This is a genomic window from Pseudomonas sp. H2_D02 (genome assembly GCF_054677635.1).
This window is the reverse complement of record NZ_CP162816.1, coordinates 3,670,520-3,695,968: the sequence shown is the minus strand read 5'-3', so window position 1 is coordinate 3,695,968 and position 25,449 is coordinate 3,670,520. Positions and strand designations below refer to the sequence as shown.

Below are 25,449 nucleotides of genomic sequence, written 5' to 3'. Positions count from 1 at the left end.
CACTCCTTATCGACACAGGACCAATGCCTGCTCGGCGGCCAGTCGACCGCTGAACGGCTGGCCTTCATCCACCCCGTCGCTGGCGACTTCCACGCGCCAGGGGTCGGCCAGGGGAAACGTCTGCTCATGGTCGGCAAAGTTGATGCAGACCAGGCGCTCGTCGCCCTCGCAACGGCGACGATAAGCCAGCACTTGCGGATGCGACGGCAGTTCTTCCCAGCCGCCCAGGCGCAGCGCCAGGCTGTTGCGTCGGCAGGCCAGCAAGCGGCGGTAGAGCGCCAGCACCGAATCGTCGGCACGTTCTTGCGCCTCAACGGACAGTGCGCCTGCATCGGGTGCAAAAGGCAGCCAAGGCGCCTGTCCCGACCAGCCGTGAGGCGCTTGCTGGGTCCAAGGCAGCGGTGCTCGGCTGCCATCGCGTCCACCGGGATCGACGCGGGTCTGGGCGGTCACTTGGGTATCTTCCAATCCCAGTTCTTCGCCCTGATAGATGAATGGCGTGCCGCGCAGCGTCAGCAACATCACCGCCGCCGCCCGGGCCCGGCGCAATGAGCCGCCGTAGCGACTGCGATGACGACTGTTGTCATGATTGGACAGCACCCAGGTGGGCCAGGCCTGCAAGGGGCCGAGGTCGTTTTCCACTTCGCGGATGCACATGCGAAACACCACCGGATCCCAGGGCGCGTCCAGCGGCGGGAAGTTGAAGGACATGTGCAGCTCGTCACTGGCGCCGTAGTAGGCCGCCACCTGCGCCGTGGAGCGGATGTTCACTTCGCCGATCAGCACCCGCTCGCCGGGGTAGCTGTCCACCAGGCGCCGCAGCCCGCGCAGCACTTCATGGCTGTAGGGCTGGTCATTGATCTTGACCATGGTTTCGCCGGCCATGCAGCGCGGGTCGTCGGCGAAGCTCTGGTCCTTGCCGACGCAATGCACCACGTCGACGCGAAACCCATCGACGCCGCGCTCGAGCCAGAAGCGCAACACCTGATGCATGGCGGCGACGACTTCGGGGTTGTGCCAGTTGAGATCCGGTTGTTGCGGCAGGAAGAAATGCAGGTAGTACTGCTGGCTGGTCTCGTCCCAGGTCCAGGCGCTGCCGCCGTCGATCGAGGCCCGCCAATTGTTGGGTTCGTCCCGCCAGATGTACCAGTCGCGCTTGGGGTTGTCGCGGCGGGAACGCGATTCGATGAACCATGGATGTTGGTCGGAGGTGTGGTTGGGCACGAAGTCGAGCAGCACCTTCAAGCCGCGTTCGTGGGCCTGGGCAATCAATGCATCCAGGTCCGCGAGGTTGCCGAACAGCGGGTCGACGTCGATGTAGTCGCAGATATCGTAGCCCGCGTCGCACATCGGCGAGCGGTAGACAGGCGACAACCACAACGCATCGATGCGCAGCCGTTGCAGATGGTCCAGGCGTGCAGTCAATCCGGGGAGATCGCCAATGCCATCGCCGTTGGCATCGGCAAAAGAGCGAGGATAAACCTGGTAGATCACAGCGTTCTTCCACCAGGGCGAATGGAAGGAGTTGGGCATGTCGCCTCCTCTGATCGCAGTGTTTGGTGGGCAAGACCGCGGCCCCGCCTGATGCCCCTGTTATCAGGGGACATCAGTTAAGAACCGGAAAAGGCGCCTGGGGTTCGTTTTTTTTGATGGGGGTGAGTCAGCGGGAGATTGGTTGGATGTGCCGCCGCCTTCGTCGGATCGCCGCCCGGAGCAAGCTCGCTCCCACAGGTCGTGCAAACGACACGAACCCTTGTGGGAGCGAGCTTGCTCGCGAAGACGGTGGGTCAGCTTGAGGAGGTTCCAGCAGCCCGCTCGACCATCGCAACGATGGTCACGAACAACTCCTGCTTGGCCTCGTCCGCGCTGATGTCCCCATTGGCCGCCGCATCGGACAACGCCTCCGCCGCCCCCAGCATCGCCCGCAGGCTCGCTTGGGAAAGACGCCCGTTCCCGGCGAACGGCTCCAGTACCGACCGGCATTTATCCAGGAAGATCCTTTCGTATTCCCGCTTGATGAGCTCCAGCTCCGGTGAACTGCTCAGGGCTGCGCTGACGCCGGGAATTTCCCTACCCTGAAGCAGCACGCACTCGACGAAGGCATCGGCAATCACCTGCGAACGACTTTCCAGAATGGGCTCGCTGGCCTCGAGCGCTGCGTCCATCAGCGCCGTCTGGCGCGCATCGAAATCCTGGTACAGCGCAGCTAAAAGCCCTGATCGAGTGACGAAATGATCGTAGACGATCGGCTTGGTCACGCCAGCCTGTTCCGCGAGCCGGGCGAGCGTCAGTGCTTCGCTGCCCTCCTCGCGCACCAGCCGCCAGGCGACATCCAACAATTGCCGTTGGCGATCCGCGCGGGCCAGGCGTCGACGGGGCGCCGGGGAAGACGATGAATTTTCTTCGGTGCTTGACATGCTAACTTTACCAACCGTAACTTACTGTTCGTAACTTAACCAAGCATACTCGCTTGACGTTGTGTGATGCCAGAAGGAGATTCGCTATGCACGCGCTTATCGTTGTTGCCCACCATGACCCCCGCTCCCTGACCCATGCGCTGGCCCAGGCCATCGGCGACGGGATCGTCCAGGCCAACCGCGCCAATACCTTCGAGATTGCCGACCTGGCCGCCGAAGGTTTCGATCCACGCTTTGGCCTCGCCGACCATGCCGTCCACCGCCGCGAGGCCATGCCACCCGCGGATGTGCTGGCTGAACAAGCGAGAATCGACCGGGCCGACGCGCTCGTGCTGGTTTACCCGATCTACTGGTGGTCGATGCCAGCGCTGCTCAAGGGTTGGATTGATCGAGTGTTTTCCAATGGTTGGGCATTTGATTACAAGCTCGCCGAGTCGTTTACCCAGAAGCTCCAGCGATTGCAGGTCCATCTCGTAGCGCTCGGAGGGGCCGATGCCGACAGTTTCCAACGTCATGGCTACGACCAGGCGATGATCACGCAGATCGACCACGGCATTTTCGATTACTGCGGTGCGCGGGTGATGAGTTCCGAACGCTTGCTGGAATCGGAATCCCTCGATCCGAAAGCCCATTTGCAAGCCGCGCTTGCCCTCGGCCAGCGGCTGTTTCCGAGGGTCGAAGAAATCTCGCACGCGCAGGTCGACGCTGAGTGCGCCTGATCAGAGTGCACGCTGGCCAGCCGTGGACAACGCGACATCCCGTTGATAGATATCCGGGATGTACACGGCCTGCCCCTGGCTGTCCGCCTGCACCGTCCAGTAACCCAGCAGGATCGGCAGGGGCTTGGCCAGCCTGAATTCATGAGTCAGCTCGCTGGCCAGCAACGTATCGGTCCGGGTGCGCTCGGCAGGGGTCACCAACAGGTCCCGCAGGTGCATGACTTGTTCGATGCGCACGCAGCCCGAACTGAACGCCCGTGGGGCCTTGCTGAACAGTGCCTGGCTGGGTGTGTCATGCAGGTACACCGAGAACGGATTGGGAAAGCGGACCACCAATTTTCCGAGCGGGTTTTTCGCACCGGCATCCTGGCGCAGCATCAGGTCGCCAGGATGTTCCCAATCGATATTTTCCACCGCCAGCGGCAAGCCATCCCGATCGAGCACCTTGAGGTTATGCCGGGCGAGAAACTCCGGGTCGCGGCGAATCTCGGGCAGTTTGTCTTCACGCATGATCGTCGGCGGGATGGTCCACGTGGGGTTGAGCGTCAGGCGGGTGATGCGCGATTTGATCAAGGGTGTCTGGCGTTCGGCACGCCCCACCTGGGTGCGGGTTTGCCACACGGGCGCGCCGCCCTGGTAGACCGTCAGTTGCGCCGCCGCCACGTTGACCAGCACGCTGTCGGGCTCCAGGTCCTGGGCCAGCCAACGCATGCGCTCCAGGTTGATGCGCAACTGCTCGCGGCGCATGGCCGGGCTAATATTCAGTTCGGTGACGGTCCAGGGCCCGACGACTCCATCGGCTTGCAGCGAATGATGAAGCTGGAAGCTCTTCATCGCCTCCACGAGGCTCGGGCTGTAATGCTCGTCGGCGTCGAGTGGCGGCACGCTGAGGTAGCCTTCGTTGAACAGGCGCCGGGCCAGCACGGGTACGCGGGCGTCGTGCTTGTCCGGTTGCAACAAGGGGCCGCTGGGCACCGATTGCCAGTCCGCCAGGGGCTGCTGTCGTTGTCTTGCGTAAAGTTCGCGCAAGTCGCGATAAAGCGCCAGGCTCGGCCGCGCCAACTCGAAAGCCTGCGCCGGGTCTTGCAGGCCCGCCACGGCGAAATGCAACACCATGGCCTGCCGGTCCGGCAACTGGGGATTGGCTTTCCAGATCGGCTCCAGGCGATTCTGTGGCAGATGGCCGAAACGCAAGTCATGCAGGGCTTGCAGGTAGCGTTGGCTGATGGCGATGTCGGTACAGGCCACGTTGGTGTAACGGCCCTCGTCCGGCAGGTTGTAACGGGCCGGATCGATTCCGTCATCGGCCAGTTGCTGTAGCTGGACCTGCAACGCCTGCAACCGCCCGTCGTCCGTCCAGATCGCCTGGCCTGCGTTTTGCTGGTAAAGCGCCTGCAGGCTCATCACCGTCGGAAAGTCGACGCCACCGGCCAATTCGGGGCAATTGACCGACAGTTGCGCCAGTGTGGTTTGCGCCTGGGCCGGATCGCCGTCCTCGGCCGTAGCGACCAATGGCGCAACGAGCAATAAAAGGCTCAGGTAACATGCGGACTTTTTGAACAACTGCTTTACTCCAATCCATGGCCGTCTCGTTGACGGTGAATTTTGCGACAGGTACGACCCGCCATCATGCAGACAAACAAAACCGGACGGGATGCCGCAAACGAACGCCACCGCAAGCTGCCTTCACCTGTATCGGCCTTCTTGCGCCGATTCTGCCTGGTCGTGACCGGCCTTGGCATCCTGTGCAGCCCGGTGCTGGCCGAAAAACTCAACGCCCAGCCGCTTTACAACAGCCTCGCCCACGCCGCGCCGGAACTCAATCCCCAAGCGCTGAAAAGTGCCCTGAGTGCGATGCAGTGCGCAGTTGCCAACGGTGCTCGACAGGCTCGCCATCTGGCGGTGATCGACTATTCGCAACCTTCGACGGCTCGGCGCTTGTGGATCTTCGACCTGCGCCAGAAAAAGCTGGTCCTGCGTGATCTCGTGGCCCACGGGCAGAAATCCGGGGAAAACTTCGCCACCCAGTTTTCCAACCGACTGGGCAGCTATCAATCGAGCCTGGGGCTGTTCCGCACCCAGGAAAGCTACCAGGGCACCCACGGCTACTCGCTGCGCATGGATGGCCTGGAACCCGGATTCAATGACCAGGCGCGCGACCGGGCGATCGTCATCCACGCCGCTGATTACGTGAACCCGCTCTGGAGCGTGCGCCAGGGGCGCATCGGCCGCAGCCAGGGCTGTCCCGCCGTGCGTCCGCAAGTGGCGCGCCAAGTGATAGACAAGCTCAAGGGCGGGCAATTCATGTTTTCCTGGTACCCGGACCCGGCGTGGCTCAAGCGCTCGCCCTATCTCAATTGCCAGCCGCAGCAGGTGGCGAGCATCCTCGCGACCAGCGGGGGCTAGCAGCCCTTTGTGGCGAGTGAGCAAGCTCCCTCGCCACAGGGATTGCAGTGCATGGGTTCGTGGTTAAAATGCCGGCCTTTCGAGTCGCTGGCGTTTTTATCTGATGAACCCTCAAGCCCTTCAAACATTGCAGAGCCATTTGCTGACGGCGCTGGAATCGGCGCCCGACGAAACCCGTCGCCTGTTCCATGGCCGCGGACGCTGCTGGCCGGGGCTGGAACAGATCACCGTCGACTGGCTGCAAGGCGTCGTGTTGGTCTCGCTGTTCAAGGAACCCGATCCAGCGCAACTGGAGGACCTGTTCGCCATGCTGCGCACCCTCGCCGCCTCGCCCGCCTGGCAACACAGCGGTGCCCACACCCTCGCGGTGCAACATCGGTACCTGCCCGACAGCCTGACCCAATGGTTGGTGGGCGAACCGATCGATGAATGGACCCTGACCGAAGGCGGCCTGCGTTATCGGATCGACCTGGGCAAGAAGCAGAACAACGGCCTTTTTCTCGATATGCGCCATGGCCGCGACTGGGTGCGCGCCCACGCCCAAGGCAAGCGTGTGCTCAACCTGTTCGCCTATACCTGCGGTTTCTCGGTGGCGGCCATCGCCGGCGGTGCCCGCCACGTGGTCAACCTGGACATGTCCCGCGCAGCCCTGAGCCGTGGTCGCGACAATCATCGCCTGAACGGCCATGACCTGGGCCAAGTGAGCTTTCTGGGGCACGACCTGTTCAAATCCTGGGGCAAGGTGATCAACAGCGGGCCCTATGACCTGGTCATCATCGACCCGCCCACGTTCCAGAAAGGCAGCTTCCTGCTGACCAAGGATTATCAGCGGGTGCTGCGTCGCTTACCGGAGCTGCTGACCGCCGCAGGTACGGTCCTGGCGTGTAGCAACGACCCGGCGACCGGTCCTGACTTCCTCATCGACGGCGTCATGCGTGAAGCGCCCGGCCTGATATTCGAAGAGCGACTGCCAAATCCTCCGGAATTTCCAGATACAGACCCTGCCTGTGGCTTGAAGGCCATGGTGTTCAAGCGTAAGGACCCGGCCATCGACTGAAAACTGTGTCGGGATTACACATTTCCACTATTTGATGGATCTTGCTCGCGACTAGACTGTTTCACGTTGTCTGCAGCGTGAACCGGTCCGGTTGCACCTGCGGCAACCTCGAACCCGGACTGTCAAGGATTGAAGAACCATGTCGCAATCACATCCCTCTGACCCGCGCCAGCGCTGGCGCGCACTGATCGTCTTGTGCCTGGGCGTGCTGATGATCGTGCTCGACGGTACGGTGGTGAACGTCGCCCTGCCCTCGATCAAGGACAACCTGCAATTCAACGACACCGACCTGGCCTGGGTCGTCAATGCCTACTTACTGACCTTTGGCGGCTTCCTGCTGCTCGGCGGTCGCCTCGGCGACCTCTATGGCCACCGCCGGCTGTTTACCCTGGGATTGGCGGCGTTCACCCTCGCGTCGCTGGCCTGCGGACTGGCGCCATCACAGTCATGGTTGATCACTGCCCGTGCGGTTCAAGGCCTCGGCGGTGCGGTGGTCACGGCGGTGGCCTTGTCGTTGATCATGGACTTGTTCACGGAGCCCGGTGAACGCGCGCGGGCGATGGGCGTGTACAGTTTCGTCTGTGCTGCGGGCGGCAGTATTGGTGTGCTGTTGGGTGGTTTGCTGACCGATCTGCTGAGTTGGCATTGGATCTTCCTGGTCAACCTGCCTGTCGGCCTGATCGTCCTGGCCCTGTCTCTCAAGTTGTTGCCCGCCGTGCGTACCGAAGGCAACGGACAACTGGATGTTGCTCGGCGCGGTGACCGCCACCCTGTCGTTGATGATCGCCGTGTACGCCGTGGTCAACGGCAATGAGCGGGGCTGGACCTCCCTCCACACGCTGGGCCTGTTGGCAGCCTCGGCCTTGTTGATGCTGGGCTTCATCCTGCTCGAACGCCGGATTGCGCATCCCTTGATCCCGATGAGCCTGTTTCGCCTGCATAACCTGCGCACCGCCAATCTGCTCGCCGTGCTCTGGGCCGCGTCGATGTTCGCCTGGTTTTTCCTGTCGGCGCTCTACCTGCAATTGGTGCTGGGCTATACGCCGATGCAAGTGGGATTGGCGTTCCTGCCAGCCAACGTGATCATGGCGATTTTTTCCCTGGGTCTGTCCGCGCGGCTGGTGATGCGCTACGGCACACGAACGCCGTTGGCGGCAGGCCTACTGCTCGCCGCCATCGGCCTGGCACTGTTCGCACGGGCACCGCTGGACGGCCAGTTCGTCGGCGATGTTCTGCCGGGCATGTTGCTGCTGGGGTTGGGCGCGGGGATGGCGTTCAATCCGATGTTGCTCGCGGCGATGAGCGACGTGGAACCCAAGGATTCCGGCCTGGCATCAGGCGTCGTCAATACATCGTTCATGATGGGCGGCTCCGTGGGCCTGGCGGTGCTGGCAAGCATTGCCGCGTACCGGACCAAGACGGCCGCGTCCGATCTCGCGCCGCTGGTTGCGCTCAACGACGGGTATCAGATGGCGTTTTTGATCGGCGCAGCGTTCGCGCTGACCGCAGCCGTACTGGCGGGCCTGCTGCTGCGAAGCACCACGACGGGACAGCAGGCGAAGGTCGACGCAGGTCATGGCGCAGGCGAGGCATTCGTCGATGCAGGCTTGATAACGGCTGTTCATGGCACTCTCCTTTTTTGAAGGTCGATTCAAACAATGCATACCGCCTGTTCAGGCAGGTATAAGCGTGCGACTCGGCCCATGAACCGGGGGTTTCAAAAGAAAAATTACATTTTCGTCAGCTGGACCGGCCTGCCGGTCTTCCTGCATCCCGGATCAGACCACCAGCGTCAACCACGCCGACACCAGCAGCAACACCGCCATGACGCGGTTGAACCGCCCCATCGCCACGGCGGAACGGCAGAACCTCGCGGCGCCGCGCCCCAGGTAGGCCCAGGCCGTCATGCAAGGAATGGATATCGCAAAGAACGCCAGGGACAGCCAGAGCACGCGTACGGTACGGTCCGCCTCGGCGCCGGCGAATACGCTGACCACCGCCAACGCCATCATCCAGGTCTTCGGGTTCACCAGTTGCAACCCGGCGGCACCCGCCAGGCCCAGCCGGGGGCCTTCCACCGGTTTGTCGGGGTCAATGGCCTCGGCGGGCGCGCTGAAAATCTGCCAGGCCATCCAGCTCAGCCAGGCGATGCCGGCCCAGGACAACACTGTCTGGATCGTCGCGTGCCGGGCCAGCACGTCCCCAAGCCGGTGCCGACCACCAATACCAGCAACGCAGCGGCAGCACAGGCGCCGAGGATGATCGGCCAGGTGGTCGTCAGGCCAAAGCGAGAACTGTGGCTCAACACCAGGATATTGGTCGGGCCCGGGGTGATGGAGGCGACAAAGGCAAACAAGGCAAACGGCAGCAACTGGTCCATGGAGCAATTTCTCGGTGGATGATCGTAGGGTTGATCATCCCGATGCCGACGTGGTCAGTCTGGAACAATTGAGCAGCGCTTGCGGTAGTCCGCCGGGCTCATGCGATAGGCGCGCTGGAACCAGCGGCCCAAGTGACTCTGGTCGGCGAAGCCGAGCATTGCCGCCACCGCCACGGCGCTTTCACCACGAGCCAGCAACCGCCGCGCCCGCGCCAGGCGCAACTGGATCAGGTAGGCATGGGGCGCCAGGCCGAAAGCGGCCTTGAATGCGCGGCTCAGGCGAAAACGATCGACACCGGTGGCCCGCGCCAGGTCGTCGAGGCCGATGTCTTCGCTCAGGTGGCTATGCAGATAGTCGCGGGCCTGCTGCGCAACCAACGGCAGGCGCGGGTCGGGATTGATCCGTGCGCGCCAGTGCAAGTGTTGGGTAAGGTTCGCCAGCAGCGTGTCGAGGGCGGTCTGGCGGACGATCAGGATGTCTTGCTCGTGCAGGCTCTGGAAAGCCGTGGCGGTGGCGCTCGCCAGACGCGCGTCATCATTCAGGGTGGCGGCAAAGCCCAGCTGGGCATTGTCCGGCGCTTCATCGAACAAGGAGCGCAGCTCGCGCTCGAGCCAGTGCGGTTCGAGGTACAACGTGCGGTAGGTGAAACCGTGTTCGTGGGGTGCGTTTCCGTCATGCAGTTCGCCGGGTTCGAGCAGGAACACTTTGCCCGGTGTGCTGTTGTGTTGCTGCCTTCGGCAATGGAACTGTTGCACGCCCTGCTCCGTCACGCCCACCAGGTAGGCATCGTGCCAATGCGGATCGTAGGCATGCCCCTCGAAATGCGCGCGCACGGTCTCGATGCCGGACGTGGCGTCCTGCTTGAGATCGATCCAGTTGCGCGCGGTCATGGGCTGTCTCGTTTATGTATCGGCTGGCTGAGATTAAACGACTTGGATGGGCTGGTCTGGAAGATTTGTGCAGTTTCACTCCGGCATTGTGTTCGCTCCCACAATGGATTGAGGTGCAGCCCCTCCTAGCCTTCAAGCATCCGGCGTAATTACCGGCAACACGGTCTCCACGGCCAACCGTGCCAGTTCCGCATCCTCTTCGGCCTTCACCCCGGAAACCCCGATGGCACCAATGCACTCGCCATCGTGGCGGATGGTCACGCCACCTTCGAGCATGCCTTGCAAGTGCGGGGCGCTCAGGAAAGCCAGGCGGCCGCCGTTGATCATGTCTTCGAAGGCCTTGCTGTCACGCCGGCCCATGGCGGCGGTGCGGGCTTTTTCGGTGGCGATGTAGGCCGATAAGGGCGAGGCACCGTCCAGGCGCAGCAGCCCCAAGGGATGCCCGCCATCGTCTACCACGCAGACCGATACGGCCCATTGGCGCTGGTGAGCCAGCTCCTTCGCCGCCACCAGCAACTGAGCAACATCCTGCTCGGTGAGTACCGCTTTGGTTTTCATGAATCACTCCGTGCTGTGCGATGAGTCCCGCCGACTAACGCCCGCGGGATCCAGGTCATTGCGATGATTATTCGCCGTAGATATCGAAATCGAAATATTTCTGGCGAATCCGGTCATAGGTGCCATTGGCGCGGATGGTTGCCAGGGCCTGGTTGAAACGGCTCGCCAGCGGATCGTTCTTGCGCACCGCAATGCCAATGCCCGTGCCGAAGTATTGTTCTTCGACGAAATTCGGGCCAACAAATTCAAAATCCTTGCCTTCCGGGCGCTTGAGCAAGCTTTCGTCGATCACCACCGAGCTGGCCATCGTCGCGTCCAGGCGGCCGCCCAGCAGGTCGAGGAAGATTTCGTTCTGCGAACCATAGCGGATTACTTCGGCGCCCGCCGGGGCAAATTTTTCGGTGACGTAACGATCAAAGTTGGTCGCCCGCTGCACGCCGATCCGCTTGCCCTTGAGCTGCGAGGGAATCTCGCTGATGCCGCTGCCCTTGCGAAACACCAGGCGGGCCGGGATGCGGTAGTAACGGTTGGTGAAGTCGACCGATTTCATGCGCTCCGGCGTGATCGACATGGAAGAAATCACCGCGTCGACCTTCTTCACCTTGAGTGCCGGGATCAAGCCGTCGAACTCCTGTTCTATCCAGTCGCAGCGTACCTTCATTTCGGCGCACAGGGCCTGGCCGATGTCGTAGTCAAAACCGACGATGGTGTTGTCCGGGGTTTTCGAGGCGAACGGTGGATAGGCCGCTTCGATGCCGATGCGCAACGAGTTTTCCGCGGCGTTCAGGTTGGCGCCGAACGCCAGCAACGAGACGAGGCCCAGCTTGAGTGCAATGCGTTTGATGTTCATTCATTAGCTCCGGATGCGGTGTTATTGAGTTCGGACGCTCGGCGAAAAGTCGTCCGTTATGGCAGCAGCAACGTGAACAAGCGCGGGCGACGGCTCTGGTGGTCGTCTTGCCCGGTAACGGCATAACAGCGGTCCGGCGTGCTACACCGCTGCGGTGACGATGAGTTCGAGCAGGATCTGCGGGTCATCGAAGGCCACTTGCGCGGTGGCCCGCGCGGGGGTGTTCGCAGCGTCGACCCAGTCGCTCCACAGCGCGTTCATCGCGGCGAAATCGCCGCCCATGTCCTTCATCCAGATCTGCACGCTGAGCAGGCGACGTTTGTCCGTGCCCGACGCGGCGAGCAATTCATCGACCCGTTGCAGCACTTGGCGGGTCTGGCCCTGAATGTCCTGGCTGCAGTCAGCAGCGACGATGCCGCTGAGCCAGGCCACGCCGTTGTGCACGACGCTGCGGCTCAGGCGCGGGTTGCTTTCGATACGTTGGATGGTCATGACAGTTCCTCCAGTGAGTGGCTTTCGCCGGCCAGTTGAGCCAGCGTGATCGGTTTGAGGGGCGGACGAATGCGGTAGTAGCCCACCTCGGCGGGCGGCACGCGACGATGAGCGGCGATGATCTGGGTGACACTCAAGCCGCACTGGCGGCCCTGGCACGGGCCCATGCCGCAACGGCCGAAGGCCTTGGTCTGGTTGGGTCCCAAACAGCCGAGGTCGACATAACGGCGGATATCGCCGGCGCTGACTTCTTCACAGCGACACACCATCACGTCATCGGCCGGCACGCAGCTCCGTGCCGGGGGACGATAAAGTGCGTCGATCAAAGGGCGCGCGGCGCGGGCGCGACCCAAGGCTTTTTGAATCAGGAGCGTTCGGTTGCGCTGCCCGGCAATGGCAGAGGCGACGAGACGCCCTTCGAGCTGCGCAACCTGCGCACCACCGATGGCGCCGCCGTCACCGGCGATATAAATGCCCGCGGCGCTGGTTTCGCCGACGCCATTACGGCGCGGGGCCCAGCACAGCTGCGACTCGCTCCAGTCATGCTCCAGGCGCAGTGACCGGCTGATCTGCGTATGAGGGACCACGCCCTGGTGCAATAAAATCAGTTCGGCGGACACTTGGTGATGCTGCCCGCCACTGACGAAGCTCAAGGCGTTGGCGCGATCATTACCCTCGATGCGCAGGTTACCGGCACCGCGAAAATGGCGGATGCCGGCACGCTTCAGTTCAACCAGCAGCCCCGCGCCCTTGAGCAAGTCGCGCCAACCTCGCATCGCACCTGGAATGGTGCGCCAGGCCTTGAGCAGATCACGTCCCTGGCTGGTATCGACGAGCGCCTCGACAGCAATTCCCGCCCGCAAGTACTGCACCGCCAGCAAATACAACAACGGACCGCAGCCCGCCAGGACCACAGGTCCCGCCGGGACCATGGCCGCGCTCTTGAGCAAAATTTGCCCCGCGCCAGCGGTCATGACGCCGGGCAAGGTCCAGCCGGGGATCGGCATGGGACGTTCGAAGGCGCCCGTGGCGATCAGCAGATGGCGCCCTTGCAGGATTCGCGCACGGCCTTCGACCAAGTAGTGAACCTCACGCTGCGGCGTGACTTGCCAGATCGCCGCGTTGGGCACGTAGCGGGCTCCGCATTGGCTGAACTCGGCCGCCAACTTCGCTCCGGCGCTGTAATCGGCGCCCAGCACCGCACGGCTGCCGGCATCGGCTTGAAGTACCTGGCGATAGATCTGCCCGCCGGGGCTGGCCTGCTCATCCAGCACCGCCACCGACAATCCATGGGCCCGCGCCTCGAGCGCCGCGCTCATGCCGGCCGGTCCGGCACCGATGATGATCAGGTCGATCGCGACATTACTCATCGCTCACCTCCCCAGCCGGCACCAAGGCTGCGGCGCCGCATTGCCGACGCACGCGCATGCCCGCACGCACGGGCACCAGGCAGGATTGGACGTTGGCCTGGCCATCCACCTGCACCAGGCATTCGAAGCACACGCCCATCATGCAATACGGTGCGGCGGGCCTGCCGCTGATCGCGCTTTCGCGGGTGTGACGGATACCGCTGGCGAACAAGGCCGCCGCCAGGGACACCTTGTCCGGCACGCTCAACGGCTGGCCTTCGAATTCGATCGATACGTTCTGCTGCGCGACGGCCAAAGACCGGAAAAGGCTGTCAGCCGACATGGTGCATCTCCATGGATGAATTGAAGCGGTGCAGGCCGAACGGCTTCACGGCGGGGTCATCGAATTCACCGGCCATCCAAGGGGCCAGGCGCAGGGCATGAACGGCGGCCAACGTCACGCCGCTGTGGCAACTGACCACCGACAGCCCCGGGCAGCCCTGGGACATTTCGTAGATCGGAAACCCGTCGACACTCATCACCCGCAATGCGCCCCAGGCCCGCACCAAATGCACGTCACCCAGCAGCGGAAAACACTGCACGGCGCGCCTGGCGATAGCGGCCATGACCTGGCTACCGGTGCCATCGTCGAAACCGGCCGATTCATGGGAATCGCCCAACTGCACCGTGCCTTCGTCGGTCTGGCGAACATAGGTGGTGGGGTAATGCAGGAAGGGCTTGAGGCGTTCGGTCACCAGGATCTGTCCGCGATTCGGCTGCACAGGCACATCCAATCCAACCTGCTCACCCAACGCGCGATTGCCAAGGCCGGCGGCCAGGACCACCTGGCGGGCCGACCAACGCTGATCGCCTGTCCTTAATTGGAAACCCGTGTCATTCGGTTCGATGGCGTCGACGTGGTAGCCGTTGATCAATCTGACACCACGCGACTTGCACGCCGCGTAGAGCGAACGCAACAGTTTCAGCGGGTTCACATGGCCGTCCATGGGCGAGAAGCAACCGCCCACCACGTCGGGCCCGATGCCCGGCAGGCGGCCGCGCAGTTGCGCCGAGTCCAGCAGCTCGTAGGGGTAGTCACCGTCAAGGGCCTCGCGCAGCCAGCCCAGGCGCGCGGCTTCCTCGGCCATTTCCGAGTCGCTCAGGCACAGCTGGAAACCGCCCTGCTGGCGCAGATGGATATCGATCCCGGTATCGGCTTGCAACGCTGCCGCGAAGCGTGGCCACAACGCCACCGATTCGCGGGTCCATTGCGCATAAGGGCTCATGCCGTAGCCCTTGCCCTGAACCCAAAGCAGGCCGAAGTTGCCCCGGGCGGCGCGGATTGCGTCGTCGCCCTCGTCGAGCACGCTTACCTGGCGTCCGAGCAAGGCCAGGCCATAAGCGATGGACATACCCACCAGGCCACCGCCTACGATGATCACATCAGTTTTTTGCATGGCTGCCCTGCGCTGTATTTAGCCGCTGCGTTTCATTAGAAAACGTTGATTTTTCGGCCTTGTGAATCGTCGAGGGAAATCCTAGGACGCTGCCAAGCTCATGAAAAATGCTTTATTTTGGATAGCTCATGTCTTTTTGTTATGGATAGGTAAACCTATGAACCTTCGCCAGCTGGAAGCCTTTCGTGCAGTGATCCTGGGGCAGACGGTGACCCGCGCCGCCGAAATGCTGCACATCTCCCAGCCCGCCGCGACCCGGCTGATCGCCAGCTTGGAGGAAGACATCGGTTTCAGCCTGTTCGACCGCATCAAGGGGCGCCTGCAACCCACCGCCGAAGCCATGACGCTGTATCAGGAAGTGCAGCGTTCGCTGCTGGGCGTCGAGCGGATCGCGCGCACCGCCCAGGACATCCGCAATTTGAAGCGTGGTTCGTTGCACATCGCCTGCGCACCGGCCATGGGCTTGTCGTTCCTGCCCCGGGCTATCGCCGCGTTCATGGCCGAGCATGACCAGGTGCAGATCACCCTGATGGTGCAGTCATCGCGAGAAGTGGTGGACCTGGTGGTGGGCCAACGCTGTGACCTGGGCTTGATCGTCCTGCCCAACACCTACCCGAGCCCCCGCGCCGAAAGACTGCTTGCGACGCGGATGCTCTGCGCCCTGCCCGCCGGCCATCGCCTGGCGGAGCGCACGACGATCGTCCCGGAAGACCTGCAAGGCGAGCCATTCATTTCCTACCCGCAATCCATTGGCTCTCGCCAGCACATCGACGCAATCTTTGCCGCCCATGGCGTGGAACGTGAACTGCGGCTGGAAACGCAGCTCTCCCAGCCCATGTGCACCTTCGTCGAACAAGGCCTCGGCGTTGCTTTGGTGGACGCGATCAGCGCGGTTGAATACCGGGGCAATGGCATCCTCTTCCGCGCCTTCGAACCGGCGATTGAAATGGACTTCAGCATGCTGTTGCCGATCCAGGGACCACTGTCGAAATTGCAGGCGAGCTTCTTGGCGCACATGCAGCGATTCATCGAGGCGCAGGTGCCGGTGGCGTACCGCTTTTAGGTGGTCCAATGGATCCATTGAGAGCAACCAATCATCAGAAGACCCGCCAAAATCGTTGACAAGTAAATTAGTTAAGAGAGTTAATGGATCCACAGATAAAAACAAAACCAGCCTGGAGATCCGCTCATGTACCCCAAGAACACCTGGTACGTCGCCTGCACGCCTGATGAAATTGAGGAGAAGCCGCTGGGGCGGCAGATCTGTGGCGAGAAAATGGTTTTCTACCCAGGGCACGAAGGCAAAGTCGCGGCGGTCGAGGACTTCTGCCCGCACCGTGGTGCCCCGCTCTCGCTGGGTTATGTCGAAAACGGCAACCTGGTGTGTGGCTATCATGGCTTGGTGATGGGGGGTGACGGCAGGACTGTCGAGATGCCCGGCCAGCGGGTACGCGGTTTTCCCTGCAACAAGACTTTTGCGGTGCAGGAGCGCCATGGATTTATCTGGGTCTGGCCGGGTGAGCAGGCACTGGCCGACCCGGCGCTGATCCCGCATCTGGAATGGGCGGAAAGTGACGAATGGGCGTACGGCGGCGGCCTGTTCCACATTCACTGCGACTATCGCCTGATGATCGACAACCTGATGGACCTGACCCACGAAACCTACGTGCACGCGTCAAGCATCGGGCAAAAGGAAATCGATGAGGCGCCGCCAGTGACCACCGTCGAAGGCGACGAAGTGGTCACTGCCCGGCACATGGAAAACATCATGGCCCCGCCGTTCTGGCGCATGGCGCTGCGCGGCAACAACCTCGCCGATGATGTGCCGGTGGACCGCTGGCAAATCTGCCGCTTCACCCCGCCCAGCCATGTGCTGATCGAAGTCGGTGTGGCCCATGCCGCTAGCAAAGGCGGTTATCACGCGGCGCCGCAGTTCAAGGCGTCGAGCATCGTGGTGGATTTCATCACCCCGGAAACCGAGACGTCCATCTGGTACTTCTGGGGCATGGCCCGGCATTTCCAGCCCCAGGACGAAGCGCTGACCGCCAGCATTCGCGAAGGCCAGGGCAAGATCTTCAGCGAAGACCTGGAAATGCTCGAACGCCAGCAGCGCAACTTGCTGGACCATCCGCAACGCAACCTGCTCAAGCTCAACATTGACGCCGGTGGCGTGCAATCGCGCCGGGTGCTGGAACGCTGGATCGCCCGGGAGCGGGAGCAAGAAGCGGCCCTGATCGCCAGCACGCGCCAGCCGCAACACGCGGAGCAACGGCCATGATCGAAGTCCAAGTCGCGGCGCGGCACGACGAAGCCCTGGACATCTGCAGCTACGAGCTGACACCTGTCGACGGCCAGGCACTCCCGGCCTTTACCGCTGCGGCGCCCATATCGATGTGCATTTGCCCGATGGGCTGATCCGTCAATATTCATTGTGCAATCACCCCGAGGAGCGGCATCGCTACCTCATCGGCGTGCTCAAGGATCCCGCGTCACGGGGCGGCTCGCGCAGCCTGCATGAGCAGATCCGGCCGGGCATGCGCCTGCTCATCAGCGAACCGCGCAACCTGTTCACCCTCGCCGCCGAGGCGCGGCGCAGCCTGTTGTTCGCCGGCGGGATCGGCATCACGCCGATCCTGTGCATGGCCGAGCACCTGGCCCAGAGCGGTGCCGCATTTGCCCTGCATTATTGCGCCCGGTCCAGGGATCGCGCCGCTTTCGTCGAACGCTTGCAGCAATCGCCTTATGCCGACCGGGTTTTCCTGCACTTCGATGAAGACCCCGCCACGGCGCTGGATGCCGCTCGGGTCCTGGCGTCGCCCAGTGACGACCTGCACCTCTACGTGTGTGGCCCCGGCGGCTTCATGCAGCACATTCTCGACACCGCCAAGACCCAAGGCTGGCGGGAACCCAACCTGCATCGGGAATACTTCGCCGCCGCCCCGACCGACACCAGCGCCGATGGCCGATTTTCGGTGAAACTTGCACGCAGCGGCCAGGTTTTCGAGATACCGCCGGACAGGAGCGTGGTCCAGGTGTTGGAAAGTCATGGCGTCGAAATCCCGATCTCGTGCGAGCAAGGCGTCTGCGGCACCTGCCTGACCCGAGTGCTGGAAGGCGTGCCGGAGCATCGGGACATGTTCCTCACTGAAGCCGAGCAAGCCTGCAACGACCAGTTCACGCCGTGCTGTTCAAGGTCCAGGACGCCGTTGTTGGTGTTGGATCTCTGAGTCCGCAGCCCTCTACAAAACCCTGTGGGAGCGAGCTTGCTCGCGATAGCGGTGTGTCAGCAACGTCTTTATTGCTGAACCTCCGGCCATCGCGAGCAAGCTCGCTCCCACAGATATTTGCGCCTCTAGTCAGGCCGCAGGATCACCTTCATCCGCTCATCCGCCAGCGTCGAGCCAAACACCTCGGCATAACGCAGGGTGGCGTTGGCATGCTCGCGCATGATCGCCTCGGCACGGGCGCCCTGGCGATTGACCAGCGCGTCGAACACCGAGTGATGCTGCATGTGGGCGTAGTTGAAACGACGGTACTCGCCGGCCATGTTCTGGCGATCGACCGCCAGGGCGGTGACGGAGGCGAATGGCAGGTGGTCGTTGCGCGCCAGGGCGTCGGCGATGGCCGGGTTGTGGCTGCCTTCGACGATCACTTGGTGAAAGCGCATATTGAGGTCGTGATAGACCTCCAGGTCCTCTTCGGTCACATGGCCTTTGGCGAACAGTTCGTCGCCTTGCACAAGGCACAGTTCGAGCGCGCGCCGAGCCTCGTCGGATAAACCGCGTTCGGCCGTCTGGCGGGCGGCTAACCCTTCAAGCACCCCACGCACCTCCACCGCTCCGGCAATCTCCTCGGCGCTGACAGAGCGCACCTGGAAACCACGCCCGCCAAAACGCACCAGCAGCCCTTCCTGCTCCAAGGTACGAAACGCCATGCGCACCGGCATGCGCGAGACGCCGAACAATTGCGCCGTGGGGATTTCCATCAAGCGCTCCCCCGCCGCCAGTTCGCCTGAAGCGATCATTCGACGCAATGCAACCAGCACCGTTTGGCCGGGCTTACTCATTCAGGTGATATCCAGAGAAGAGAGAGCCGCCATAGTAAAAGGCCTGGAACGGGGTGTCACGGCGCTATATGAATCAGCAGAGGCACCTGTGGGAGCGGGCTTGCTCGCGAAAACGGTGTGTCAGTGAACATGGAAACGACTGAACCACCGCATTCGCGAGCAAGCCCGCTCCCACAAAAAGCGCTTTCAGCCGGTGGTGCTCGAGCGCGCAAGACGGTGGGGTCTTCTCCCCGATACAGCGCCTCGACCTTGGCCGCGCGCCATTGCAACACGGCGCGCTGGTTGATCGAGCCTTTGTCGGTGATTTCACCACGGTCGATGGAGGCCGGCTCGTCGAGCAGTGCGATCCACTCCACACGACTGGCGTTGCCATTGGCATCGCGGTTCAGGCGCTGCAACCAATCGGCAAACCATTGGCGCACCGGCGGGCTTGCCAGGACCTCGGCGTCGCTGGCGTCCGCGGCCAGGCCCGCGAGACGACGGCAGTCGTGCAGGCGCGGGAACACCAGCGCACCGAGGTGCGGGCGATCCGGCGCCGTCACCACCAGGTCCTGGACATACGGCGTGCCTTCGAGCACCGCGCGGTTGCGCAACGGCCCGACGCTGACGAACACGCCGGAGGACAGTTTGAAATCCTCGGCGATGCGCCCGTCGAACATCAGCCCCAGTTGGGGGTTGGCGGAATCGGCGAGCTTGATGGCATCGCCCGAGCAGTAGAAGCCGGCGTCGTCGAACACTTCGGCGGTCTGCTGCGGCGAACGCCAGTAGCCGGGCATGATGTGCGGTCCGCGAAAGCGTCCTTCGAACTTGCCATCCACCGGCACCAGCCGCACTTCGCAACCGGGCGCCGGCAGACCGATGTAGCCAGCCATGGACAGCGGCCCCGTGGTGAAGGTGCAGGACGGCGATGCTTCAGTCATGCCCAGGCCGGCCATCATGCGGATCCGTTCGCCGCAATGTTGCTCGGCGACTTTGTCGAGTCGATCCCAGGTGCTTTGGGAAAGGCCCGCCGCGGCGAAGAAGAACAGGCTGATGCGCTTGAAAAAGCGTTCGCGCAACTCGGCGTCCTGTTCCAGGGCGCTTACCAATTCTTCCCAGCCCTTGGGCACAGTCAGGTAGGCCGTCGGGGAAATTTCCTTGAGGTTGCGCAAGGTCTCAGCGAACCCCTGGACGGTGGGCTTGCCATCGTCCAGATAAAACGTGCCGCCGTTGTACAGCACGATGCCGACGTTGTGGCTGCCGCCAAAGGTATGGTTCCACGGCAACCAGTCCACCAGCACCGGCGGTTCTTCGCCGAACACCGGGAAGGTTTGCAGCAACATCTGTTGATTGGCGCAGAGCATGCGCTGGGTGGTGATCACCGCTTTTGGCAGCTTGGTGGAACCGGAGGTGAAGAGGAATTTGGCGATGCTGTCCGGCCCCGTGGCGGCGAAGGCTCGCTCAGCCTCGACACCACGCGGTTGCGCGAGCAGGCTGGCGAAACTTGTCCTGGTCCGGCCGGGTACGTCTCCACGCACCGTGACCAGGGGAACATCCGCCGGTAACACGGCGTTGATTGCGCGCTCGAACGGCGCGGCGTCGCTGACGAACACCAGCCCCGGCTGCAACAGCTCGCAGACATGCCGCAGCTTGGCGAAATCCTGAGACAGCAGCGAATAAGCCGGCGACACCGGGCAATAGGGAATCCCTGCGTACATCGCGCCCAAGGCCATCTGCAAATGCTCGATGTCGTTGCCCGACAGCAGCGCCAAGGGTTTTTCCGCCGATAAACCATAGGCCAACAAGCCTTGGGCGATGGCCCGCACGCTGTCGAGCATCTCGGCATAACTGACGTGACGCCAGTCGCCCTTGTGTTCCCGGGCAGCGATAAAAGTCTGGTTCGGCCGTACCTCGGCCCAGTGCACCAGGCGATCGAGCAAACGCTGCGGCAACGGCGCCAAGGGTTCGAGGGAACGCATGTGCAGGACGCCCTGCTCTTCCTTCACTTCTACGGCGGGGTGACCAATCGACACCTGGCGATAGCGCACAGGCTCGGGCCGGGAGGATGATCTGAACTCGGAACTCACGGTGCATCTCCTCCATCAAGGCACGCTCGGGTCGCGCGAAGCGAGCGGAACGTGGCAGCACCTGGCTGCGGCCTTGTCATTGTTATGTCTGGCCTGCATCGGGCGATGGCTTTCGCGGCACACCGCCGGCAATGCGACGGATTTTCAGATCGGGTAATGCCGCGGACCGTTCTGCAACGTCACCCAGCGCAACTGGGTGAAATGCTCGATGGACGCCTTGCCGCCGAAGCTGCCGTAACCGCTGGACTTGACGCCGCCGAAGGGCATTTGCGCTTCGTCGTGTACGGTCGGGCCGTTGATGTGGCAGATGCCCGATTCCACACGCTGCGCCAATGCCAGCGCACGCCCGGTGTCGTGACTGAAGATCGCCGCCGACAAACCGAACTCCGAATCATTGGCCAGGCGCAGCAGCTCTTCGTCACCCTCGCCGCGCAGCAGCACCGCCACCGGTCCGAAGGATTCTTCGCGATACAGGCGCATGTCCGGCGTGACACCGTCGAGCAAGGTCGGCTGCAAGATGCTGCCGTCCAACTGGCCGCCCGCGACCAACTTCGCGCCTTTGGCCAGCGCATCGTCGATCAGGCCCTTGATGCGCTGGCCGGCACTGGCGTCCACCAGCGAACCCAGCACCGAATCACTGGCACCTGGATCCCCTGCGCGCAAGGTGGCGATCTTCGTCGTGAGGCGTTCGATAAAAGCGTCGGCAATGCTCGCATCGACGATCAAGCGCTCGGTGGACATGCAGATCTGGCCCTGGTTGAAATACGCCCCGAACGCTGCGGCTTGCACCGCCGCATCCAGATCGGCATCGTCCAGCACCAGCAGCGGCGCCTTGCCGCCCAGCTCCAGCAATGCCGGCTTGAGGTGACGGGCCGACAATTCGCCGACGATGCGACCGACGTGGGTCGAGCCGGTGAAATTGACCCGTCGCACCGCCGGGTTGGCAATCAGGCGTTCGACGATGGCGGGTGCATCCGCCGGCGCGTTGCAGATGACGTTGACGACGCCGTCACCGAGGCCGGCGTCCTGCAATACCTGACCGATCAAACGGTGCACCGCCGGGCTGATTTCCGAGGCCTTGAGCACCACCGTGTTGCCGCACGCCAGCGGCATGGCGATGGCGCGGGTGGCGAGGATCACCGGAGCGTTCCATGGCGCGATTCCCAGCACCACGCCGCACGGCTGACGCAAGGCCATGGCGAAACTGCCGGGCACATCCGAGGGAATGACTTCGCCATTGATTTGAGTGGTCATGGAGGCGGCTTCGCGCAGCATGTTCGCGGCCAGGTGCACATTGAAGCCATACCAGTTGGCCATGGCACCGGTCTCGCCGGCGGCGGCGATGAACTCGCCGCTGCGGGCCTGCAATTGCTCGGCCGCGCGCAGCAAGCGCGTGCGACGTTCGTTGGGCGCCAACGCGGCCCAGGCAGGGAAAGCAGCTTGTGCGGCAGCCACGGCGGCGTCGGCGTCTTCCAATGTGGCGGCAGCGACGCGAGACACCACATCACCGGTCACCGGATTGCGGCGCTCGAAGGTCCGACCGTCACGGGCCGGGCACGATTGGCCGCCGATCAACAGGGGCACGTCCAGCATGGTGATTCCTCTTTATTGTCTTTATCGGAATGCATTCACAGTAGCGCCGGGAGCCGTGGGCGAACAGCTCCGAGGCGCCTTGTTATCTCAACGCTTGTAGGTTTGCAGGCCCGGCTTGATGCTCTTGTCGTCGAGGAACTGCTTCATCCCCTGCTCGCGTCCGCCTTCGGTGTCGAGCAGGCGCGACTGATCCAGCTTGGCGTAGAGGTAATCCTCGTTCTGCTCCCACGTCAGTTCGCGGCAACGCTTGAAGCCATGCTTGGCGGCACGCAGGACCACCGGGTTTTTCTCCAGCAGGTTGCGCGCCAGCTCGACGGTGACTTCACGCAGTTGCGCCAGGGGCACGCTTTCGTTGACCAGGCCCATCTCGGCGGCTTTTTGCCCGCCGAAGGTCTTGCCGGTCATGATGTAGTACAGCGATTGGCGATGGCCCACGGTGTCGGCCATGGCTTTGCTGACCAGGTTGCCGGGTGGGATGCCCCAGTTGATTTCCGAGAGGCCAAAGGTGGCTTCGTCGGCGCAGATCGCCAGGTCGCACGCCACCAGAGGGCTGAAACCACCACCGAAACACCAGCCATTGACCATGGCGATGGTCGGCTTGGCGTACATGCGCAGCAGCTTCCACTGCCATTGCGAGGCTTCGCGGCGGATTTTTTCCTGGAGGATTTCCGGCCCGGCATCCACTTCGCGGAAGTATTCCTTGAGGTCCATGCCGGCGGTCCAGGCTTCACCGGCGCCAGTAAGCACCAGCACGCCAGCGGCGGGATCCTGTTCCAGGGTTTCCAGCACATCGACCATCTCGCGGTTGAGGGTCGGGCTCATGGCGTTGCGTTTTTCCGGGCGATTGAGGATGACCCAGGCGATGCCGTCGTCGATCTCGACCTTGACCGTTGTCCAGCGACCTTCGTAGTTGCTCATGGCGCGTGCTCTCTTGTTCTTGGTTGAAGATGATCAAAAACTAAACCTGAATATTAGTTATGTCAATTAACTATTAATCGATTTATCTTTGTTTTTTCTGCAGCTGGATTGGCGCACTGAACGACAAATATGTGAACGACCGTAGCCATCGCCCGACAACCTCGGCAAACTGGATAGCGTTGTTAACCACTGACTTTGAGGATGCACCTTTCGATGGCCAAGTCTTCCAAGCTCGCCGACCCCGCCGCCGAGGCTCCGCTCGACGCCAGCGACACGCAGGCATCGATGGATTCCGCCCTGGACGAGCTGATCGGCTACGCCTTGCGTCGCGCCCAGTTGAAGCTGTTCCAGAACCTGATCGGCCGTCTCGCGGTCCACGATCTGCGGCCCGCGCAATTTTCAGCCCTGGCGATCATCGACCAGAACCCGGGCCTGATGCAGGCAGACCTGGCCAAGGCGCTCGCCATCGAGCCGCCACAGGTGGTGCCGTTGTTGAACAAACTGGAAAGCCGGGCCTTGGCCGTGCGGGTGCGCTGCAAGCCGGACAAGCGCTCCTACGGGATTTTCCTGAGCAAGACCGGCGAGACACTGCTCAAGGACCTCAAGCAGATCGCCACGGAGAGTGATCTCGATTCCACTGCCGCGCTTTCCGCAGCAGAGCGCGAGGAGCTGCTGCGGTTGTTGAAGAAGGTTTATCAATAGAAGACACCGCTCCCCCGTGGCGAGGGAGCTTGCTCCCGCTGGGTTGCGCAGCGACCCCTTTTAATCTGCTGTCTCGATACTCCAGATTGACCGAGGCGTCTGCGCAAGGGTCTGCTGTGCCCGAAGCGTCGGACCGGCCCAGCGGGAGCAAGCTCCCTCGCCACACAAGCTCTTTCACACGGAGCCAATCACCAAATCGGCACGCTATACGTCACCAGAAACCGCGTCTGGTTTTCATCGCGAAACGCCGCCGTGCCGGGGAAATCGTTGCGATAGATCGATTTGCGCGCCAGCAGGCCGACGTTTTTCAGCGGACCGCTCTGGATCACGTAGCCAAGCTCCATCTGGAATTCTCGCTCCTTGCGATCCTCGGCGTTGAGGGCCGCGAGCTCGATGTGATCGCCACGCACGTAGCGCAACCGGGTTCGCAGGCCTGGCACGCCCACGGCGGCGAAGTCGTAGTCGTGGATCGCTTGCCAGGTGCGTTCCTTGGCGTTGAGGAAGTCCGAACTCATGGTCATTTCGCTCAAGCCCATCAGCTCGGTGCCAGACACGTACGGCGTCGCGGTGTCGCCGCTGGCATGCATGTAGCCCAGGCTCACGCGATGGCCGCCCAGGCGATACCCCACCAGCGCCGATACGTTGCGATTGTCCACCTTGCCAGCCTTGGCGGCGCCATCGTCGTCGCTGAAAAAGCTGCGCAGGTCGGTGGTCAGCACGCCGTCGCCCAGCGGCAGGTTGTGCAGCAATGCGAAGGTGTCCTGTTGGTACAGGTCAGCCACCTCGGCGTGGTAGACGCGCAGGCTGAGGTCCTTGTTGACCTGGTAATCGCCCCCCACGTACGCCATATGGGACGTGGTCGCCGCGCCGTTGAAACGACGATTGGGCGACGCGATGGTCATGGGCTGGTAATCGGTGGAGTCGCGCCGGGCGATGCGGTCGATATAGCCGGTGTTCAGTGTCAGGCCATCGAAGTCCTTGGAGCTGAGCGTCGTCCCGCGAAACGTCTGCGGCAGCAACCGTGAGGGGCTGGCGAAAGCGAACGGCAAAAAGATCGACACGTCGCCGGTCTTTACGGTCGTCTGGGCGAAGCGCAGTTTTCCAGTCAGGCCCAGGCGCGAATACTCGTCTGCCGCGCGCTTATCGCTGGCGGACACCGGCAGCAGCTCAGTGCCGCTGCGATCCGGCGATGAGTCGAGCTTGATGCCGAGCAATCCCCGCGCATCGAGACCAAATCCGACCGCGCCCGGGGTGAACCCCGACTCCATGTTCATGAAGATGCCCTGGGCCAATTCCCGGGCCGCCGTCTTGGCGCCGTCGTCCTTGTAGTCGCGGTCCAGGTAGTAATTGCGCAAGGTCAACGTGCCATGGCTGTCGTCGACGAAGCCTTCGGCCCACGACGCGGCGGAACACAGGCTCAGACCGGCCAGGGCGAGCAGGTGAATGATCGGTGAAACGGCGGGCACGTGGGCGTACCGGATAACGTTCGGCATGTTCGATGTCCATTTTTTGTTGTTGTTTTTCTATC

The 25,449-nt window shown here is 62.7% G+C and carries 22 protein-coding genes and 3 pseudogenes; 9 read left to right on the top strand and 16 right to left on the bottom strand.

Going from position 1 to position 25,449, the window contains the following annotated elements; all coding sequences use genetic code 11:
* Positions 1-6: 6 nt before the first annotated feature.
* Both AB4N42_RS17015 and AB4N42_RS17010 read right to left on the bottom strand, forming a co-directional pair.
* Positions 7-1,533, bottom strand: coding sequence for an alpha-amylase family glycosyl hydrolase (locus AB4N42_RS17015; RefSeq protein WP_460115035.1), 1,527 nt, complete (start codon positions 1,531-1,533; stop codon positions 7-9).
* 254 nt (positions 1,534-1,787) lie between these two features.
* Positions 1,788-2,417 carry a TetR/AcrR family transcriptional regulator gene (locus tag AB4N42_RS17010; protein WP_030140667.1) on the bottom strand — a complete coding sequence of 210 codons (630 nt, stop codon included), beginning with the start codon at positions 2,415-2,417 and terminating at the stop codon, positions 1,788-1,790.
* Positions 2,418-2,503: 86 nt separating this feature from the next.
* Here AB4N42_RS17010 and AB4N42_RS17005 point away from each other — a divergent pair, with 86 nt between their 5' ends.
* Positions 2,504-3,136, top strand: a complete 633-nt coding sequence (locus tag AB4N42_RS17005) for an NAD(P)H-dependent oxidoreductase (protein ID WP_198796406.1) — start codon at positions 2,504-2,506, stop codon at positions 3,134-3,136.
* Here AB4N42_RS17005 and AB4N42_RS17000 read toward each other — a convergent pair whose 3' ends face one another.
* Positions 3,137-4,699, bottom strand: coding sequence for a L,D-transpeptidase family protein (locus tag AB4N42_RS17000; protein ID WP_460115034.1), 1,563 nt, complete (start codon positions 4,697-4,699; stop codon positions 3,137-3,139). It lies immediately after the preceding gene.
* Positions 4,700-4,861: 162 nt separating this feature from the next.
* On the opposite strand from AB4N42_RS17000, the gene AB4N42_RS16995 reads away from it, so the two are divergent.
* From AB4N42_RS16995 to AB4N42_RS16980, 4 genes are all read left to right on the top strand, one after another.
* Positions 4,862-5,542 (top strand): murein L,D-transpeptidase catalytic domain family protein, encoded by a 681-nt coding sequence (locus tag AB4N42_RS16995; protein ID WP_198796539.1) that lies wholly within the window; start codon positions 4,862-4,864, stop codon positions 5,540-5,542.
* Between the two features lie 103 nt (positions 5,543-5,645).
* Positions 5,646-6,599: a class I SAM-dependent methyltransferase gene (locus AB4N42_RS16990; RefSeq protein WP_460115033.1), complete on the top strand. Its 954-nt coding sequence runs from the start codon at positions 5,646-5,648 to the stop codon at positions 6,597-6,599.
* Between the two features lie 139 nt (positions 6,600-6,738).
* Positions 6,739-7,413: an MFS transporter gene (locus AB4N42_RS16985; RefSeq protein ID WP_460115032.1), complete on the top strand. Its 675-nt coding sequence runs from the start codon at positions 6,739-6,741 to the stop codon at positions 7,411-7,413.
* Positions 7,343-8,242, top strand: a complete 900-nt coding sequence (locus AB4N42_RS16980; RefSeq protein ID WP_460115031.1) for an MFS transporter — start codon at positions 7,343-7,345, stop codon at positions 8,240-8,242. Before AB4N42_RS16985 ends, AB4N42_RS16980 begins: the two co-directional genes overlap by 71 nt.
* A 135-nt stretch (positions 8,243-8,377) precedes the next feature.
* Here AB4N42_RS16980 and AB4N42_RS16975 read toward each other — a convergent pair.
* The 8 genes and pseudogenes from AB4N42_RS16975 to AB4N42_RS16940 form a co-directional block, all read right to left on the bottom strand.
* Positions 8,378-8,979, bottom strand: a pseudogene (locus tag AB4N42_RS16975) (LysE family translocator).
* A gap of 54 nt (positions 8,980-9,033) precedes the next feature.
* Positions 9,034-9,870 (bottom strand): AraC family transcriptional regulator, encoded by an 837-nt coding sequence (locus tag AB4N42_RS16970; RefSeq protein WP_030140659.1) that lies wholly within the window; start codon positions 9,868-9,870, stop codon positions 9,034-9,036.
* Between the two features lie 132 nt (positions 9,871-10,002).
* Entirely contained in the window at positions 10,003-10,428 is a 426-nt protein-coding gene (locus AB4N42_RS16965; protein ID WP_198796400.1) for a GlcG/HbpS family heme-binding protein, read from the bottom strand.
* Positions 10,429-10,495: 67 nt separating this feature from the next.
* A complete protein-coding gene (locus AB4N42_RS16960) occupies positions 10,496-11,272 on the bottom strand; it encodes an ABC transporter substrate-binding protein (protein ID WP_437127683.1) in 777 nt (258 codons plus the stop codon).
* 147 nt (positions 11,273-11,419) lie between these two features.
* Positions 11,420-11,770: a RidA family protein gene (locus AB4N42_RS16955; protein ID WP_198796398.1), complete on the bottom strand. Its 351-nt coding sequence runs from the start codon at positions 11,768-11,770 to the stop codon at positions 11,420-11,422.
* Positions 11,767-13,140 carry an FAD/NAD(P)-dependent oxidoreductase gene (locus AB4N42_RS16950; protein ID WP_198796397.1) on the bottom strand — a complete coding sequence of 458 codons (1,374 nt, stop codon included), beginning with the start codon at positions 13,138-13,140 and terminating at the stop codon, positions 11,767-11,769. Before AB4N42_RS16950 ends, AB4N42_RS16955 begins: the two co-directional genes overlap by 4 nt.
* Complete coding sequence (locus tag AB4N42_RS16945; RefSeq protein ID WP_334597717.1) at positions 13,133-13,462, bottom strand: (2Fe-2S)-binding protein; 330 nt, start codon at positions 13,460-13,462, stop codon at positions 13,133-13,135. Before AB4N42_RS16945 ends, AB4N42_RS16950 begins: the two co-directional genes overlap by 8 nt.
* A complete protein-coding gene (locus tag AB4N42_RS16940) occupies positions 13,452-14,576 on the bottom strand; it encodes an NAD(P)/FAD-dependent oxidoreductase (RefSeq protein ID WP_460115030.1) in 1,125 nt (374 codons plus the stop codon). The genes AB4N42_RS16945 and AB4N42_RS16940 overlap by 11 nt, the downstream gene beginning before the upstream one ends.
* A gap of 157 nt (positions 14,577-14,733) precedes the next feature.
* On the opposite strand from AB4N42_RS16940, the gene AB4N42_RS16935 reads away from it, so the two are divergent.
* The 3 genes and pseudogenes from AB4N42_RS16935 (at position 14,734) to AB4N42_RS16925 (ending at position 17,803) form a co-directional block, all read left to right on the top strand.
* The gene (locus tag AB4N42_RS16935; protein WP_460115029.1) at positions 14,734-15,639 is read left to right on the top strand and encodes a LysR substrate-binding domain-containing protein; all 906 of its coding nucleotides are present in this window, start codon (positions 14,734-14,736) and stop codon (positions 15,637-15,639) included.
* Positions 15,640-15,765: 126 nt separating this feature from the next.
* Positions 15,766-16,854 (top strand): Rieske 2Fe-2S domain-containing protein, encoded by a 1,089-nt coding sequence (locus AB4N42_RS16930; protein WP_460115028.1) that lies wholly within the window; start codon positions 15,766-15,768, stop codon positions 16,852-16,854.
* Positions 16,851-17,803, top strand: a pseudogene (locus AB4N42_RS16925) (PDR/VanB family oxidoreductase). The gene AB4N42_RS16930 and the pseudogene AB4N42_RS16925 overlap by 4 nt, the downstream one beginning before the upstream one ends.
* 125 nt (positions 17,804-17,928) lie before the next feature.
* Here the strand turns inward: AB4N42_RS16925 and AB4N42_RS16920 are convergent.
* The 4 genes and pseudogenes from AB4N42_RS16920 to AB4N42_RS16905 all read right to left on the bottom strand — a co-directional run bounded on the left by AB4N42_RS16920 (position 17,929) and on the right by AB4N42_RS16905 (position 23,219).
* Positions 17,929-18,642, bottom strand: coding sequence for a GntR family transcriptional regulator (locus AB4N42_RS16920; protein ID WP_030140649.1), 714 nt, complete (start codon positions 18,640-18,642; stop codon positions 17,929-17,931).
* Positions 18,643-18,839: 197 nt separating this feature from the next.
* Positions 18,840-20,708, bottom strand: a pseudogene (locus AB4N42_RS16915) (feruloyl-CoA synthase); the annotation flags it as partial.
* A 144-nt stretch (positions 20,709-20,852) separates the two neighbouring features.
* Positions 20,853-22,301, bottom strand: coding sequence for an aldehyde dehydrogenase (locus tag AB4N42_RS16910; protein WP_431145439.1), 1,449 nt, complete (start codon positions 22,299-22,301; stop codon positions 20,853-20,855).
* 87 nt (positions 22,302-22,388) lie between these two features.
* Entirely contained in the window at positions 22,389-23,219 is an 831-nt protein-coding gene (locus tag AB4N42_RS16905) for a p-hydroxycinnamoyl CoA hydratase/lyase (protein WP_249874645.1), read from the bottom strand.
* Between the two features lie 213 nt (positions 23,220-23,432).
* Between AB4N42_RS16905 and AB4N42_RS16900 the strand changes: the two genes are divergently transcribed.
* Positions 23,433-23,921 (top strand): MarR family winged helix-turn-helix transcriptional regulator, encoded by a 489-nt coding sequence (locus AB4N42_RS16900; RefSeq protein WP_460115027.1) that lies wholly within the window; start codon positions 23,433-23,435, stop codon positions 23,919-23,921.
* 188 nt (positions 23,922-24,109) lie between these two features.
* Here AB4N42_RS16900 and AB4N42_RS16895 read toward each other — a convergent pair whose 3' ends face one another.
* Positions 24,110-25,414, bottom strand: coding sequence for an OprD family porin (locus AB4N42_RS16895; RefSeq protein ID WP_460115026.1), 1,305 nt, complete (start codon positions 25,412-25,414; stop codon positions 24,110-24,112).
* Positions 25,415-25,449 lie beyond the last annotated feature (35 nt).

Excerpts from the sequence above, each read along its gene's own strand:
- AB4N42_RS16965 (WP_198796400.1), bottom strand. The coding sequence starts at position 10,428 with ATGAAAACCAAAGCGGTACTCACCGAGCAGGATGTTGCTCAGTTGCTG.
- AB4N42_RS16950 (WP_198796397.1), bottom strand. The coding sequence starts at position 13,140 with ATGAGTAATGTCGCGATCGACCTGATCATCATCGGTGCCGGACCGGCC.
- AB4N42_RS16905 (WP_249874645.1), bottom strand. The coding sequence starts at position 23,219 with ATGAGCAACTACGAAGGTCGCTGGACAACGGTCAAGGTCGAGATCGAC.
- AB4N42_RS17010 (WP_030140667.1), bottom strand. The coding sequence starts at position 2,417 with ATGTCAAGCACCGAAGAAAATTCATCGTCTTCCCCGGCGCCCCGTCGA.
- AB4N42_RS16920 (WP_030140649.1), bottom strand. The coding sequence starts at position 18,642 with ATGAGTAAGCCCGGCCAAACGGTGCTGGTTGCATTGCGTCGAATGATC.
- AB4N42_RS17005 (WP_198796406.1), top strand. The coding sequence starts at position 2,504 with ATGCACGCGCTTATCGTTGTTGCCCACCATGACCCCCGCTCCCTGACC.
- AB4N42_RS16935 (WP_460115029.1), top strand. The coding sequence starts at position 14,734 with ATGAACCTTCGCCAGCTGGAAGCCTTTCGTGCAGTGATCCTGGGGCAG.
- AB4N42_RS16930 (WP_460115028.1), top strand. The coding sequence starts at position 15,766 with ATGTACCCCAAGAACACCTGGTACGTCGCCTGCACGCCTGATGAAATT.
- AB4N42_RS16895 (WP_460115026.1), bottom strand. The coding sequence starts at position 25,414 with ATGCCGAACGTTATCCGGTACGCCCACGTGCCCGCCGTTTCACCGATC.
- AB4N42_RS16910 (WP_431145439.1), bottom strand. The coding sequence starts at position 22,301 with ATGCTGGACGTGCCCCTGTTGATCGGCGGCCAATCGTGCCCGGCCCGT.
- AB4N42_RS16955 (WP_198796398.1), bottom strand. The coding sequence starts at position 11,770 with ATGACCATCCAACGTATCGAAAGCAACCCGCGCCTGAGCCGCAGCGTC.
- AB4N42_RS16900 (WP_460115027.1), top strand. The coding sequence starts at position 23,433 with ATGGCCAAGTCTTCCAAGCTCGCCGACCCCGCCGCCGAGGCTCCGCTC.
- AB4N42_RS16980 (WP_460115031.1), top strand. The coding sequence starts at position 7,343 with ATGTTGCTCGGCGCGGTGACCGCCACCCTGTCGTTGATGATCGCCGTG.
- AB4N42_RS16940 (WP_460115030.1), bottom strand. The coding sequence starts at position 14,576 with ATGCAAAAAACTGATGTGATCATCGTAGGCGGTGGCCTGGTGGGTATG.
- AB4N42_RS16985 (WP_460115032.1), top strand. The coding sequence starts at position 6,739 with ATGTCGCAATCACATCCCTCTGACCCGCGCCAGCGCTGGCGCGCACTG.
- AB4N42_RS16990 (WP_460115033.1), top strand. The coding sequence starts at position 5,646 with ATGAACCCTCAAGCCCTTCAAACATTGCAGAGCCATTTGCTGACGGCG.
- AB4N42_RS16970 (WP_030140659.1), bottom strand. The coding sequence starts at position 9,870 with ATGACCGCGCGCAACTGGATCGATCTCAAGCAGGACGCCACGTCCGGC.
- AB4N42_RS16945 (WP_334597717.1), bottom strand. The coding sequence starts at position 13,462 with ATGTCGGCTGACAGCCTTTTCCGGTCTTTGGCCGTCGCGCAGCAGAAC.
- AB4N42_RS17015 (WP_460115035.1), bottom strand. The coding sequence starts at position 1,533 with ATGCCCAACTCCTTCCATTCGCCCTGGTGGAAGAACGCTGTGATCTAC.